13 protein-coding genes are annotated in these 13,737 nt (G+C 65.8%); 2 read left to right on the forward strand and 11 right to left on the reverse strand.

Going from position 1 to position 13,737, the window contains the following annotated elements:
- The first annotated feature begins 230 nt into the window (after positions 1-230).
- Complete coding sequence (locus POL72_RS36975; protein WP_272101519.1) at positions 231-920, forward strand: hypothetical protein; 690 nt, start codon at positions 231-233, stop codon at positions 918-920.
- A 551-nt stretch (positions 921-1,471) separates the two neighbouring features.
- On the opposite strand, the gene POL72_RS36980 is transcribed toward POL72_RS36975, so the two are convergent.
- The 4 genes from POL72_RS36980 to POL72_RS36995 all read right to left on the reverse strand — a co-directional run bounded on the left by POL72_RS36980 (position 1,472) and on the right by POL72_RS36995 (position 4,239).
- A complete protein-coding gene (locus POL72_RS36980) occupies positions 1,472-1,879 on the reverse strand; it encodes an HNH endonuclease (RefSeq protein WP_272101521.1) in 408 nt (135 codons plus the stop codon).
- A complete protein-coding gene (locus POL72_RS36985) occupies positions 1,876-2,091 on the reverse strand; it encodes a hypothetical protein (protein WP_272101522.1) in 216 nt (71 codons plus the stop codon). Before POL72_RS36985 ends, POL72_RS36980 begins: the two co-directional genes overlap by 4 nt.
- Positions 2,092-2,394: 303 nt before the next feature.
- Positions 2,395-3,447, reverse strand: a complete 1,053-nt coding sequence (locus tag POL72_RS36990) for an NAD(P)H-dependent flavin oxidoreductase (protein ID WP_272101523.1) — start codon at positions 3,445-3,447, stop codon at positions 2,395-2,397.
- A gap of 180 nt (positions 3,448-3,627) precedes the next feature.
- Entirely contained in the window at positions 3,628-4,239 is a 612-nt protein-coding gene (locus POL72_RS36995; RefSeq protein WP_272101524.1) for a hypothetical protein, read from the reverse strand.
- Positions 4,240-5,014: 775 nt separating this feature from the next.
- Between POL72_RS36995 and POL72_RS37000 the strand changes: the two genes are divergently transcribed.
- Complete coding sequence (locus POL72_RS37000; RefSeq protein WP_272101525.1) at positions 5,015-5,680, forward strand: hypothetical protein; 666 nt, start codon at positions 5,015-5,017, stop codon at positions 5,678-5,680.
- Positions 5,681-5,713: 33 nt separating this feature from the next.
- On the opposite strand, the gene POL72_RS37005 is transcribed toward POL72_RS37000, so the two are convergent.
- From POL72_RS37005 to POL72_RS37035, 7 genes are all read right to left on the reverse strand, one after another.
- Positions 5,714-6,169, reverse strand: coding sequence for a hypothetical protein (locus POL72_RS37005; RefSeq protein ID WP_272101526.1), 456 nt, complete (start codon positions 6,167-6,169; stop codon positions 5,714-5,716).
- A 1,094-nt stretch (positions 6,170-7,263) separates the two neighbouring features.
- Entirely contained in the window at positions 7,264-7,386 is a 123-nt protein-coding gene (locus POL72_RS37010; RefSeq protein ID WP_272101527.1) for a cytochrome P450, read from the reverse strand.
- Between the two features lie 158 nt (positions 7,387-7,544).
- Positions 7,545-9,422, reverse strand: a complete 1,878-nt coding sequence (locus POL72_RS37015) for a DUF262 domain-containing protein (RefSeq protein WP_272101528.1) — start codon at positions 9,420-9,422, stop codon at positions 7,545-7,547.
- Between the two features lie 161 nt (positions 9,423-9,583).
- A complete protein-coding gene (locus tag POL72_RS37020; protein WP_272101529.1) occupies positions 9,584-9,868 on the reverse strand; it encodes a hypothetical protein in 285 nt (94 codons plus the stop codon).
- A gap of 88 nt (positions 9,869-9,956) precedes the next feature.
- Positions 9,957-11,009 carry an NAD(P)H-dependent flavin oxidoreductase gene (locus POL72_RS37025; protein WP_272101531.1) on the reverse strand — a complete coding sequence of 351 codons (1,053 nt, stop codon included), beginning with the start codon at positions 11,007-11,009 and terminating at the stop codon, positions 9,957-9,959.
- A 139-nt stretch (positions 11,010-11,148) separates the two neighbouring features.
- Complete coding sequence (locus POL72_RS37030) at positions 11,149-12,531, reverse strand: hypothetical protein (protein ID WP_272101532.1); 1,383 nt, start codon at positions 12,529-12,531, stop codon at positions 11,149-11,151.
- 92 nt (positions 12,532-12,623) lie between these two features.
- On the reverse strand, positions 12,624-13,400 hold the full coding sequence (locus POL72_RS37035; RefSeq protein WP_272101534.1) for a DUF4365 domain-containing protein: 777 nt from the start codon (positions 13,398-13,400) through the stop codon (positions 12,624-12,626).
- Positions 13,401-13,737 lie beyond the last annotated feature (337 nt).

The following is a 13,737-nucleotide window of genomic DNA, read 5'->3' on the forward strand; positions in this document are numbered from 1 at the left end:
CCGACTCTATCCGACGGCGCGAAGGTCGTCATGAGGGTGTAGATCGGGCAATGACCGCGCGGACCGCGCGATGTTCAACTCGCCCTCCGCGCTCGACGCGAGCACCCAGCTCGCACTCGCAGGCGGTTTCCTACCCGCCACGCGGCGGCTCTCTATCGCAAAGCCGCGCGCGACGCGCGAGACGCCTCGCGGCGCTCGTGCCCGTGCCCGCGTCGGGCTAGTTTCGCGCCATGGGAATGACGCTGCTCAGGATGCGCATCGCTCCGCTCGCGGCCCTGGCCTGGGGGAGCGCCTGCGGTGGAAACGTCGTCGTCGACGAGATGCCCGACGGGTCAGGAGGCGCCGGCGCGACAAGCACCAGCACCAGCACCAGCACCAGCGCGGTCGGCGTCGGCGTGACCAGCGCGGGCTCGACGGCCATCTCGGCGGCGGTGGGCTCCACCGGGGTGGGCGGCGGCGACTTGAGGTCGACGTGCCTTGAGCACTGCGAGCTCTTCGAGTTGACGTGCGGGGTGGCACCGGGCGCCTGCCGCGACTTCTGTGAGGCGCACCGGTCCGCGGCGTCCGCGTGCAACGACCTGCTCATCCAGTTCTTCGATTGCGCGGTGCTCACATTGAGCTGCGATTTCCCTCCGCCCGCGTGCGAGCTGGTCCTGGAGCCGTACCTGGAGTGTGCGTCCGCTCCTCCCTGCGGGGCGGGGGTGCTCGAGTGCCCAGTCGGCGGCGACAGGGTCTGCGGTTGCGAGGGCTCGTGCCCAGGCATGGACCTCTCCGTCAGCTGCGCGCCGGTCAGAGGCGGCCCCGACATCAGCTGCGATTGCCTCGTCAACTACACGACGGTGGGCGCCTGTCAGGACGTCGGCCCGCCGTGCGACCTCGCCCTTCGCTGCTGCGGGCCGATCTTCGAGCAGTTCCGCTGAGAGGTGCGAGCGGCGCGAGGCCGCGGCGCCGCCGCTCACGGGCACGACCAGCGGCGCGCCCGCCCTGTCGCCCGGCACGCAACGCAGCGCCGGCCCGCCGAACTGGTCGCGCCGCGCCCAGAAATCGCCGTTGCTCATCCGGGACCGCGGCGAACAGCGGCGGGCCGTAGCTTGGCGGGATCGGCCGGCGCGTCGCCTGGCGGACGTCCTCGAGGAAGGTACGGAACGGGCGCGTGTCGACCGCGTTCTGCGGGCCGAGCCGCGTGGCCGGGATCGGCAGGATCATGGCGTTCGGGCCGGAGGTCGACGCCGTGTTCTGGTAGGCGAGGACGTGGACGTAAAGGCCGTTCCACTGCGCATCGCCGGCATAGAGGAGGGTGCTGGAGAGCCTCGCGGGGGAGAAGGTGCAGCATATGGTCGCGGCAGGATACACGAGGAGGAGCCTTTCACCCCCTTGCCTTTCTCTTGCCCGACCAACGTCTTGCCGGCGTGTCGCCGCGCGGAGCGCCGTCGGCGCCAGCATCGTTTACGTCACGCGTCGCCGCGCCCCCTCACGGGTGCCGGCTTCGGCGCAATAGCAACGCACGCAGGCGAACTCGGTCCTCACCATTCATGTCCAGGAGCTGGACTGTGGCGCGCCCCTCGGCCGTCAGCCCTTGAATGGTACCCTCGATCGCGACCGTGAAGTGCTCGCGCCAAGAGTGACACCTGGGGTGATACAGCGCCACGAGGATCCCAGTCTCTGGATCGATGGAGGCGATATTAGGCCCCTTCTTTAAATTGCAATGGATGCAGCAGAGACACAGATTGGCAACATCGTCGGAGCCACGATGCTGCCTCCCGATGATGTGGTCGACTTGATGGGGAAGGATTGAAGCTTCTTGAGGAAGCCGGCAGTACTCACATGCGCCCTGGGCGCGTCGCTGCACCGTCTCCCGCACATCGTTCGAGAGCTTCACGAAGCCGCGCGCATCGTCCAGAACTCCTCGGCCTCGAGCTTGAGGAGGCTAAGCCTGTCGTTCAAGCGGACGATCTCTGCGTACTCCCTTTGCTCCTCCGGGGTGAGCGCGCCTTCGGTGCTCTTCCGAGCGAGCTCCTCGACGCGTGGGGCGAGGTCTCTGCTGACGGCATCGAGCGCCGCCTCAAGCTGTTCGAGGGTTCGCCTTTCCATGAGGTTCTCCGTCCGACGTCGGCACGGAGAGCATGCCATCCCTCCGCCGTCGCCTCAAGCTCCGCACGCCTCGGGCGGCTGAAGCCGCTCCACGCCCGAGGGCCGCACGGCCCGGCGCACGACCCGTAGCAGATCCGCCCCGTGCGCCGGCGGTGCGGAGCCCTGGCTTAGGGGAGCCGTTGCTTATGCCTGTCAGCGTCATCGAGCAGAGCTCGTCAAGCGCCGAGCCCATTTGTCGAACGTCGGCCGATGAGCCGCCGGCGCCACAGGCACCCGTCGGATCTACCGGCAGGTTGGTCGGCGTCAGCGTGCACCCGGGAGGGCACCCGCGAGTCGTCGCGTGAGATCGGCCGCTGGCACTGCCTTACACCCGCTGGCGTTTTGCCCCGCCCAGAGCGGCGAGAAGTCGCCGCTGCCCTGGCTTTCGGCCTTGGCGCGCAGGGGCGCGATGGCCGACGTCGCCAAGGGAAAAGCTGGCACGGCGCCGCTCATCGGCCCAAGCTCCCTCATGAAGCGGTTCACGATGCCCCGAGCGGGTCGCCCGGTGAACAGGTTGGTGAGCGCCGTGGTGCGGGCTGCGTCGCTCTCGAGGGCCGCGCGATGCACCCTGCTCGTGGTGGCCTCGGGGCACAACAGGTAGGCCGTCCCGATCTGTGCGCCGGCCGCACCGAGGGCCATGGCGGCCGCAACGCCCCTCGCGTCCGCGATGCCGCCCGCGGCGATGACGGGGATCTTCACGGCGTCCACGATCTGCGGCACCAGCGCGAAGGTGCCGAGCTGGACGCTGAGATCGTCGGACAGGAAGCTGCCGCGATGACCGCCCGCCTCGATGCCCTGGGCGATGACCGCGTCGACGCCGCGCGCCTCCAGCCAGCGCGCCTCGTCGACCGTCGTCGCAGAGGACAGGATCTTCGCGCTCCAGCGGCGCACCCGCGAGAGCAAAGCCTCCGAGGGCAGGCCGAAGTGAAAGCTCACAACAGCAGGGCTGAACTCGTCGAGCACGTCAGCGGCCTCATCGCTGAAGGGCAATCGGCCGGGGCCGGTCGGGATCGCGCTCGCATCGACGCCGAGCTCGGCGAAGTACGGCGAGAGCCGGGCACGCCAGCTCGCTTCTCGCTCGGCGTCGGGCTCGGACTGCATGTGACAGAAGAAGTTCACGTTGAACGGCTTCGTCGTCTGCGCTCGGATGGCTGCCAGCTCCTTGCGCAGGCCGTCCGGGCCCAGCACGGCGCCGGGCAGCGAACCGAGCCCACCAGCGCTGGAGACCGCGACCGCGAGCGCGCTGCCCTGCACGCCCGCCATGGGTGCCTGGATGATTGGGAAATCGATTCCAAGGAGCTCCTGCAGCGTCGTCATGAGAATCTCCAGATCCACGGCCGAGGCAGAGTCCGGCTTTTGTCCTTTTTCGCCCAACAGAGAGCGTTCGGCCGTGGGACCTCAGCGTACGCGAAGGGCCCATCGGTAGCAACGCCGAGTTGGACGGCACCTGCTCACCTGCACGATGCACCAGTCGTTCCTCTGCCAACCTCTGCCAATTTAATTCCAATCCGAGATCAGCTCGAGCGGCATGGGTCCCGACGAGGAGCTCGCCGATGCCGACGCGATGATGGCCGGCGTGTCCGCGGGGGCATTGTACAAGGCTACGAAGCCGCAAAGACCGTTGTTGTCGTTGTAGCTGCCAAGCTTCGGTATCGCGCTAGCAAGATACCAGCAGCCGGATGAGCCCTTCTTCCAGATATTCAGCTGGCCGGTCGCGGTCGCGCACTCCGATGGAGACATGGATTTTACGCTCCTGAGGACGATTCTGAAGGTGTCGTTGCAGTTTACAGGATCGCTGCTGGGGCTAGGAACGAACTTCACTGTGTAGCGGGTAGCGCCGGCCGGGGATGACAGCCAATCACTGTGGTCACAGTATGGACCGGACTCGGTGATGAACGTGAGATCCGGGGTGGGTACCCCCATCGCGACACAAACGGGAAAACCGCTGCCGCCCGTCGATACTCCTCCGGCGGATTGCTCCAGCAGCACAGGCCCGGGATCTGTATCGCTCCCCTCGGTACCCGCTTGATCGATGGGCTCGATCACGCAGGCGGCCGAAGAAAGAGCACAGCTCATGAGGCACAACAGCAACCGATGACGTCGATACATGGTAGTCCTCCCCGGGTGGCGGGTTCTGGGGCCAGCATGCCGCGTTGGCCGCCCCGTCCAGACCGGACAGGGAGGGCTCTGCAGCTCGATACGGGTCTGTGCTGAGGTAGGCAAACGGCGTGCCCGAGAGCGCACGTCGATGCGCAAGGATGCTTTCGCCTGCGAGCGCGGCTGGGCGGCGTTCGGAGCGCGCGCCATGGAGGGAGGCTGGTGAACGCGGAGGCTGCAGCCACCAGCCAATGGCGCCTGCAGCCACCAGACAGCGCCCGAAACCGTTCCGCACCTGTACCACGTTGGCGTGCTGGCTATCCATCGAGGGGAAGCTCGTAACCGCCCGACCTTCGCCATGGGCGTGGCCCCGTATGGACGTTCCTTCACTCATCAAAACGGGTTTTGGCGAGCTGTTTCGGGGCTTCCCCCTCCCACGTCCTCGGATCGAGGTCCGGATCTGGGGGACCTAACCGCGAGACACAGCAGTGGAACAGCCGGATGGTGGCAATTCCCTTGTCCGATTCTGGTGAGGGCCCCGGAGTGGTCCGCCGGGGCTACTCGACAAAAAGAATGTTCTCTCCACCCGCGCCAGGTCGCGCAGTTGGGGCTTGACGTTTCCGAAACGTTTGGAATTCCTTTTCCCCTCCTGCGCGCAGAGCCCAGACGAGGGCTTCTCCTGCGGGGCGGGGCGGTCATCACTGGGCGTGACACGGCCGAGAGCTCCACGGTTTCAGATCCGCGGCGCGCGCGGCGCGACTACACTGCGCGGCCCGTGGACTCCGTGATGGACCGCATCGAGGCGATGGTCGCCTGGTTCCGGCAGCGCCGGTGGGCGCACCTCGCCGTGGTGAACCTGCGCATCCTGATCGGCTTCGCGTTCCTGCCGGCGGGGCTGAAGAAGATCCTCGGCGAGCCGTTCACGGATCCGGCCAATCGCGGCCCGTTCCACGAGTTCTTGCACGCGTTCCACGCGACCGGGCACTTCTACACGTTCGTGGGCGTGGTCCAGCTGGTGGCCGCGACGCTGCTCATGACGCAGCGGTTCGCGACGGCCGGCGCATTCATGGCGCTGCCGGTGACGGGCGCGATCCTGGCGTTCTGCTGGAGCACGGCGGTCGTCCCGACGGCGACGGTCGTCACGCTGATGTTCGCGGGCCTGGTCGGGCTGGCGCTGTGGGACGTCGAGCGGTGGCGCGGCGTCCTCGACGCGCCGGACGCCACGCCGCGGGCCGCGCGTGCCTCGTCACCAGCGCCGATCGATCTGCAGCTGTGGAGCCTGTGCGGGGCGGCCATCCTGGTGGCGTACCTCGCGACGTGTCTGCTCAGCGGCGGCATCTACCGGCCGCGCGGGCCCGCGTTCGACGAGCCGGGGTTCTACGTGCTGATGGCGCTGCCGCTGTTCCCGATCGTGACCGCGCTCATCGATCGTCGCCGGCGCGCGGGGCGCTGACCGTGCCGCGGTAGAGGTGCCCCTGCAGCGGTGTCATGCGCCGGCGGTACCCTCCAGCGCCACGACGATGTCGCCGAGCGGCGCAGCGAGGTGGAGCCACGCCTCGCCGCCCACGCGCAGCACGGCGAGCACGTCGTCCGCCCGGCCGCGGAACCCGCCCAGCGAGCGGGCCGGGCCGCCCTCGTCGACCGCGAGCACGGCCACCTCGCCGTCAGCGCGCGCCACGACGACGAGCACACCCGGTTCGGTCGCGCCCAGCCAGACAGGGCGGCCGCCGAGCGCGACGTTCCGGGGAGAGCCGCGCTTCGGCACCTCGTGCAGGAGCCCGCGAGGAACGTCGCAGCCCCAGAACGAGCGCAGCCGCAGGGCGGCCGGCAGCGGGCCGCCGAACGCCTCGTAGGCGTCGCAGGCGTCGTGGCCGGGGTCGAGCGGGAGCAGGTCGGCGTCGTTCGGGACGAGGCGGGCGAGGGCCGCGTCGCGCGCCTCCATGAAGCGTGGCAGCGCATGGCGAAGGCGTAACGCCGGCAGGCCACAGAGCGGTCGCAGGTCTGGGCGAGACTCACCCTCTTCCGTCACAATGCAGCGCCTGCCGCTCGGGTCGAGCAAGAGCACCGCGCGATGGCGGATCGCGATAGGTGTGTCTGGCCTGAAGACGGGGCACACCTCAACGACCCCGTGGTCCTTCTTCAGCCGCACGAGCCTCCAGCCGTCGATGGCGAAAACCCGGCTGCCATCCGTGCAAAGGCGGCGATAGGACGACGACGTTGCGGCAACGAGGGTTGTCCCCGGAGGAACGAGCGCACCTCCTGACGCCAAGCTTGCGGGCGCTTCGCCGCGTCCTGGCTCGGGGCGCGCTGCGGCTACACCGTGCGCGGTGAGCCAGGCGCGGAGCGCGGCAGGCGCGTCCACTTGCGCGGCGGTATCCCACGCAAGCTGGATCGATAGGTCAGCACCCACGCGCAGCGCGGCGATTGGCCGCCCATGGCGCTCGAGCTCCACCGTGATCGGCCCCAGCGTGTCCTCTTCTAGAGGTGCGCCCTCGCCGTGCGGAGGCGTATTCCCGCGGAGGCGAAGCAGCGGGCGAAGCGTGTCGAGCTCGGAACGAGGGACGCGAACGCGGTGGCGATCGTTCGCGACGAGCCACGCCGCCGTCGCGCTCTCGAGGGCGCGGTCCACGTCCGCTTGCTGCGGAGGCGGCGAAGGCAGGATGGGCCATACAGGCATAGGGCTATCGCTTCAATAACGAAGTCGGATCCATCACCCCGTTTCGCTGTCGGAGACCAGAATTTGTACCACGGCCGCGGCTTGATCGACGTCGCTTTTCGCCTGGCTAAGAACGCGCTCCCACGCGCTGCTCGGTCCGTTTTGTCATCCTAGCCCTCGGGCCTCCTCCCTCAGGCTGTCTGCCTGCAGCAAGCCTGCGGAGGATGTGCAGGCGACGGCGCTGGTCGGCGCGGCCGAGCTGGCCGCGCCGCCGGTCATCTGCCCGCGCGCGGCTCCAGCCGGAGCCACACGCCGCCGGACGTGCGCAGCGTGGTCGCGACGTGCAGCCGCGTCGTCCGCCCCGGCACGGCGCTAATCCGCTAGCGCTGGAGGAGCCGGGCGAGGATGAGCTGCCCTTCCATGAGCGCGAACTCCTTGCCGATGCACTGTCGCTGCCCGATCCCGAACGGGGCGGCCGACGTCGAAGCCTGCGCTGGCGGCATGCCGGGCTTCCTCCTCGAAGGCGCTGTCCGGCGCGGTCGGGTGCAGCGAGTTGCTCGGGAACAAGGACGAGCGGGGCTCGGAGCGAGTCGCCGGCCATCCGCCCGTCAGCTCTTATCCTCGGCATGGGCGTCGCTGCCTACCGCTGTCCGAATGAACGCTACGCTGCTGTGGGACCCGGCCATAGCTTCAGCGCTACGTCGAACAGCGCCCTGCCACGCACCTCGATGCTGGACTCGTCCCAGGTGGCGAACGTATGCAGCTGCTGGTTGATCGGCAGCAACGAGGAGACCAGGAGTTCCGGTTTCTTGACCTTCCATGCGCTATTCGAGACTGTCGAGTTCAACGCCTGCGTGAGGATCGTCAGGTTTCCGAGGGTGTGAATCGCGGCGCTTCTGCGGCGGGTCGCGACGGCTCGAGGATCCGTTGCATCGCTACTGACGAGCTCATCGGAGGTCATCCCCGCGGTCCCATCTGCCAGGGGCCAGTGCTCGATCCAGCTTTGCGGGAGGATGTGCTCGATGGTAAGCGGTCCATCGATGCTGATTCGTTCACTCTTGCCGCTCAGCAGCGCGTCACTCAGGCGCCGGAGGATGTGTACAACCCGGGGCTGGGCCAACGTCTGGTATGTGGCGCGCTCCTGCCAGGCCGTCCGGAACTCTTCATCGGACGGCCACCCGGTCGACTCCCCGGAGAGCTCGGCCAGGTGCTTGCGAACGCTTTCCGGCGTGGTCCCATCCCGACGCAAGCTCCGGGTCAGTGTAAGGAAGACACGGTTGTAGTTCTTGGTGTTTAGGCCACACACCGCCCGTCGCAACAGATACGACTCGAGCAGGACGGTGATCTGCCGCCAGTGCATATCGGTCGTCCGGGCATCGAGGAGGTGGAGCAGCAGCGGATAGGCGGTCCGGATGTCGAACGCCTCGAGGAACGACGTTAGCGGGAAGAGGATGTCGTCCTTCTTCGGATCAATGATCCGCCGGAAGTCGTCACCCTGGCGAGCCAGCGTCGCCAGCTCTTCACGCACTGTGGCGTAGGGCCTCTTCCGCTCGATCCAGAACTTGTACTCGACGAACAGGTGCGTGATCGGGATATCCGCGGTCTGGCGGCTGGCCAGGAAGTGCTGCATGAAAAGGTCGCTGCGCGGCCGGAGCAGGCGCCCCTGCTTGACCTCTTGGCGCCAAAAGTCGTCGTCGAACCTGCGCCAATACTCCTCGTAGAGCGCCTCCTGCGACTCGCCCTGGCGCGCTGCCCGTAGGAAGATGAAGTTCCTTAGCAGATCGGCGGGCAGGAGCGGCTCCCCGCGGGCGTTCAGCGTCTCGAAAATGACCTGCGCATCGTCCCCACCCTCGAGGTCGATCACGACCACCTGCAGCGCGTTCTTGAGGGCCTGGAAGCACTCCTCGACTCGCACCGCGAGTGGTTGATCGGCGGCGATCGGCGGCTCCCCCTCTGTCCCGAAGAAGAATTCGCGCAGCTGATCGTGGAAATACAAGTAAGCCTCGACCATGCGCGGACGCGGGTCGTCGTGCCGCTGGTACTTGCGCCGTTGCCGCGGGTGCTTCTCCTCAAGCGCGGCACGGGAGCCCGCGCCAATAACGTCCTTGAACTGCTGACGATCGAGCAGGGTAGGCCAAACTTTGAACCGGTCGGCGTCGGGCTCGGCCATCATTCCCTTGTTCAGGGTGAAGGAATCGCACTCCTTGGCGAGTTCCTCGCACGTGCTCTCGCGACATAGGTCACGGAAGGCCGCGAGGAAGATCTGCAGCGTCGTGAGCCGCTGCTGCCCGTCGATGACCTGCCGCTTCTCGACGTGCGTGGTCGGCGTCTGCTTCTGGTCGAGCACCATCGCCCCGAGGAAGTGGACCGGCGCGTCCTTCCTCCCCTCGAGGTATTCGGTGAATTTCCGGCAGATGTCCTCCCAGAGGAACACCCACTGGTCGTCTTGGCTCCAAACGTATTGCCGCTGGAAGAGGGGAACCTCAAGGCGCATCTTCTTCTCGAAGATGGCGAGCAGCGGGACGGCGTTGGCTTTCATCGGCGGTGCTCTCCAGGCGAAAGGGGATTTGCGTCTGATCCATGAGCCCGGCGCGGCGCCCCGCAACCCTGGCTACGCGTTTCCGATCGGCTGGTGGAACCGAGAGCCAGCCGGTCAGGGCGCGCGTCACATCCTACCCGAGATCGTGGACGGGGGCCACTCTACTCGTGTCGAGCGACACGGGCGATTCTCGCTTGGGCGACGCGCGATATCCGCATCAACACCAGCCAGGGCGCCGATCGATCGTCGGCTGCTAGCAACCAGAGGCGCATCAGCGATGTGAGCGCCCAGGCATCACGGTCCGAGCAGGCGTCTTTCATGAGCGGCAACAGCTCGAGCATTCCGCTGCCGATCGACGCGGCCGTACTGGCGGTCGAAGACTTCAGCTCGCCGAAGAACTCCCCCAGGCTCTTGGACCGCTGAACTGAGGCTCGGTTCAATGCCATTGCACTCCTTTCCTAGCCTGCCCAACGTCGGCGGATGAGCCGCGGCTGCCGCGGGCACCCGTCGGATCCATCGGCAGACTGGGCGGCGTCAGCGTGCACCTGGGAGTGCACCCGCGAATTGTCGCGTGAGATCGGCCGCTGGCACTTCCTTACATCCGCTGACGTTTTGCCCCGCCCAGAGCGGCGAGAAGTCGCCGCTGCCCTGGCTTTCGGCCTTGGCCCGCAGGGGTGCGATGGCCGACGTCGCCAAGGGAAAAGCTGGCACGGCGCCGCTCATCGGCCCCAGCTCCCTCATAGGGCGGTTCGCGATGCCCCGAGCGGGTCGCCCGGTGAACAGGTTGGTGAGCGCCGTGGTGCTGGCTGCGTCGCTCTCGAGGGCCGCGCGATGCACCCTGCTGGTGGTGGCCTCTGGGCACAACAGGTACGCCCTCGCGATCTGTACGCCGGCCGCACCGAGGGCCATGGCGGCCGCAACACCCCTCGCGTCCGCGATGCCGCCCGCGGCGATGACGGGGATCTTCACGGCGTCCACGATCTGGGGCACCAGCGCGAAGGTGCCGAGCTGGACGCTGAGATCGTCGGACAGGAATCTGCCGCGATGACCGCCCGCCTCGATGCCTTGGGCGATGACCGCATCGACGCCGCGTGCCTCGAGCCAGCGCGCCTCGTCGACCGTCGTCGCAGAGGACAGGATCTTCGCGCCCGAGCGGCGCACCCGCGAGAGCAAAGCCTCCGAGGGCAGGCCGAAGTGAAAGCTCACCACAGCAGGCCTGAGCTCCTCGAGCACATCAGCGGCCTCCTCGCTGAAGGGCAATCGGCCGGGGCCCGTCGGGATGGCGCTTGCGTCGACGCCGAGCTCAGCGAAGTACGGCAGCAGCCGGGCACGCCAGATCGCTTCTCGCTCGGCGTCGGGCTCGGGCCGCGTGTGACAGAAGAAGTTCACGTTGAACGGCTTCGCGGTCTGCGCTCGGATGGCTGCCAGCTCCTTGCGCAGGGCGTCCGGGCCCAGCACGGCGCCGGGCAGCGAACCGAGCCCGCCCGCGTTGGAGACCGCGACCGCGAGCGCGCTGCCCTGCACGCCGGCCATGGGGGCCTGGATGATTGGAAGATCGATTCCAAGGAGCTCCTGCAGCGTCGTCATGAGAATTTCCAGATCCACTGCCGCGGCAGAGTCCAGCTTTTGTCTTCTTTCGGACCAACGCCGTGTTCAGCCGCGGCGGGGTATCCCCCGCCGTCGACGTGCAACACGTAGTTGGGCAGTTTCCGGCGTCCCATGTCCATCATCCAGCTATCCCGAGGTGGAGAATCCGTTTCCCGTGCCGGTAGATGGTGATTGGACCATCTTCCGAAATCTTCAGGCTTGTGCCAAAGATCGATGCATTCCATGCGGCGGTGGATCGAGCGCCCTCGAAAGTTCTCCCTACATCCGCCCCAACGACCGCCTGGAGTGCTTCGCGCGATGGACGCGCCACCATGGCGGCTGCGTCGAGAACCTGGCCGTTCCTTGACAGCACAGTCGCGCCATCGACGGAGGCAACTCCGGCAATTACCTGTCGTGCGGTCCAGTCGACGATACTGAGCCCCACGATGCTTTCACGTAGAGCACGACTGGGCCTGTGTGGGTCAGCGTTGTCTGGAACGAGACTATTCAAGTCCTCGTGTCGATCTAGTATCACTATTAACGCGCCGACTCGCTGAAACGACAAGTCCAGAGCTAAGCGAAGAACGGCAACAATAAAGTTCCACTTGAGCGCAATGTTGGCATCGTGATCGGTCCAGCAGCGCGAAAGCACGACCTGGGCACTCTCGTAGTTGAGATAACGCCATGCTCCCTGGCTCTTCTGGAAGACTATGCCATTGCCCAGTAGCGCGAAGATGTCACCATGGCTTGAGGCAGTGATGACCATGTCTCTTGAGCCAAGGAAACTCTGCAGAGGAAGGAGCGAATCGTGGGGCGCGAATGGGAATCTTGGCTCTGTTGCCGGAAGAGCAGAATAGCACAACAATCCCGTGACCTGCCGTCTCTTTTTTCTTCTGCCGTCAATCACGAGAGCAAGCGGCCTTGAACCAAAAGCCGCGCGTATCCACTTTTGGCGAAGCAGGGCGTCCTCGATGTCCATCGGCTCGGAAAGCTTAACATAGAGCGAACCTGACCTCGCCTCGAGATCCTTGGTGCTGTTCAAGAAGAGCGCTGTGTATCGAACAGGCTTCCCTTCGTAAGTAAGGCTTATCGAGCTTTCCGCCAGCTCGAGCCAGTTCGACACCATTGGAGTGGGGAGCGGCACATACGCTGCTATGGCGCGGGCAATTCTTGATGTCGTGAGCGCCTCCCAAGGTGCCTGATTTCTCGCGCTCTGGACGTCTTCTTCGAAGGTGTGGAGCAAACAGCGACAGAATTGTATGTCCTCGGGCATCGGCGCGGAAGGAAACGTGACTCGAAGCGCGTGGGCAACGCGCCGCACACGCGGCTTGTATAGGAAGATCAATAACGTGTCTTCGTTGGTGACTAGCCGTGGTTGAGCGTCGTCGGAGGTTCGGCAACGATTCCATTCTTGCGTCGTGGCTGCTGCGTCCAGGACTTGAACCGTGGCCCCTGTTGCGTCCTGCAATAGGCGTTTCAGCGAGTCTGCCAGTTCACCCTTGAGCCAGTGCTTAGTTGTCATGCTATCGCTGTGGAGTCGAAGTAGAACGTGTCTGCAACCTGCCACGGCGAGCGCGGACGTATTCCCTGCGTGGGCCGCGGGGCGTGAAGATGTCACTGCTCTCTCTCGGGATGTGGCTCTCGTAGCCGCTTCTCTAGATCCGCGATCATTGGCTCGATAGCGGCGAGAACTTCTCCTCCGTCCGCGAAGGTACGCGAACCTCCCCACATGACGTGGGCATACATGCTGTCGCAGTTGATGGGGTAAACCGCGCGCAATGCCTTGGCCAGCGCTTCTTCTGCGAGCTTGATGACGTGTTCGCCCCAATATCCTAACGCGGGAGCTTCAGGGCGAAGGCCTACTCGAATTCTCTCACCCTTCGGAATGTCCCAGTAACGTTTCTTGCAGACTTCGGTCCGATCGTGAAGTTGCTTCAGTCGCATTGTTAGGGCGCCTGCTGCTTGATCAAGTGCGTCCATGGAGCACCGCCCCAAGCTCTGTGTCCTAGGAACCGTAGTCTTCCAACCCTTCGGCGTTCGCTCGACCGCCTTTTCCTCGATCTGTTTCCACAAACACTCGCCCGTCTGTGAGTTCCATATGATGACAATGACGGGGAGCGAATGGTTGAGCCAGTATTCGAGATGCTCCGTGTCTCCACGGTAGACGTAGCCGTCGTCGGTCGGCTCCGCAAAATAGCTCGGGCCAGACTTGATTTGTGCTGCGAGCAGCCGCCCCGTCGCTTGGCCTTCTCGGACAACTTCAATCTGTGCGTCGATCCCGAAGTCGCTGATCGGCTGCTCGCGGAACAACCAGTTGAGCTGCGTCGTGACACGCAGTTGAACCTCCGATACTCCGCTTCGCTCAGTCAGATGGCGCTCATCAACCTTCATCAGTTGCACCTCTGGAGATTAGCCTGCCCGCTCCCCTGGTCGACAGGACGAACCCCTCTCGATTGTTTTCCCCTCGCCAGCGCGAAGGATCGCATGTTCAACTATCCGTCGATTGGTCAACCGAAACCGCCGGACCAGTTCTGTCTAGTTCGTTGCCTTGTGTGACCTCCCATACGGAAAATCTCACGGATCGGTCCTGCGCCGCAAGGCCCAAATGCCGTCCAGCGCCATAGGGTAGATCGGTCTAAGACCGGTGGCAGTCGTCGCCTTTCCGGGGGACCGGAGGCGCCTGGAGGGAGGGGGCGCGGCGGACGCGCAGCCAGAGGCGTCGTGCCGC

Source organism: Sorangium aterium, assembly GCF_028368935.1.
In the GTDB taxonomy this organism is placed as follows: Bacteria; Myxococcota_A; Polyangia; order Polyangiales; family Polyangiaceae; genus Sorangium; species Sorangium atrum.

Coding starts and splice junctions, on each gene's coding strand:
- POL72_RS37030 (WP_272101532.1), bottom strand. CDS start 12,531: ATGACAACTAAGCACTGGCTCAAGGGTGAACTGGCAGACTCGCTGAAA.
- POL72_RS37025 (WP_272101531.1), bottom strand. CDS start 11,009: ATGACGACGCTGCAGGAGCTCCTTGGAATCGATCTTCCAATCATCCAG.
- POL72_RS37035 (WP_272101534.1), bottom strand. CDS start 13,400: ATGAAGGTTGATGAGCGCCATCTGACTGAGCGAAGCGGAGTATCGGAG.
- POL72_RS36985 (WP_272101522.1), bottom strand. CDS start 2,091: ATGGAAAGGCGAACCCTCGAACAGCTTGAGGCGGCGCTCGATGCCGTC.
- POL72_RS36975 (WP_272101519.1), top strand. CDS start 231: ATGGGAATGACGCTGCTCAGGATGCGCATCGCTCCGCTCGCGGCCCTG.
- POL72_RS37010 (WP_272101527.1), bottom strand. CDS start 7,386: ATGCCGCCAGCGCAGGCTTCGACGTCGGCCGCCCCGTTCGGGATCGGG.
- POL72_RS37015 (WP_272101528.1), bottom strand. CDS start 9,422: ATGAAAGCCAACGCCGTCCCGCTGCTCGCCATCTTCGAGAAGAAGATG.
- POL72_RS36995 (WP_272101524.1), bottom strand. CDS start 4,239: ATGTATCGACGTCATCGGTTGCTGTTGTGCCTCATGAGCTGTGCTCTT.
- POL72_RS37000 (WP_272101525.1), top strand. CDS start 5,015: ATGGACCGCATCGAGGCGATGGTCGCCTGGTTCCGGCAGCGCCGGTGG.
- POL72_RS37005 (WP_272101526.1), bottom strand. CDS start 6,169: ATGGAGGCGCGCGACGCGGCCCTCGCCCGCCTCGTCCCGAACGACGCC.
- POL72_RS36990 (WP_272101523.1), bottom strand. CDS start 3,447: ATGACGACGCTGCAGGAGCTCCTTGGAATCGATTTCCCAATCATCCAG.
- POL72_RS37020 (WP_272101529.1), bottom strand. CDS start 9,868: ATGGCATTGAACCGAGCCTCAGTTCAGCGGTCCAAGAGCCTGGGGGAG.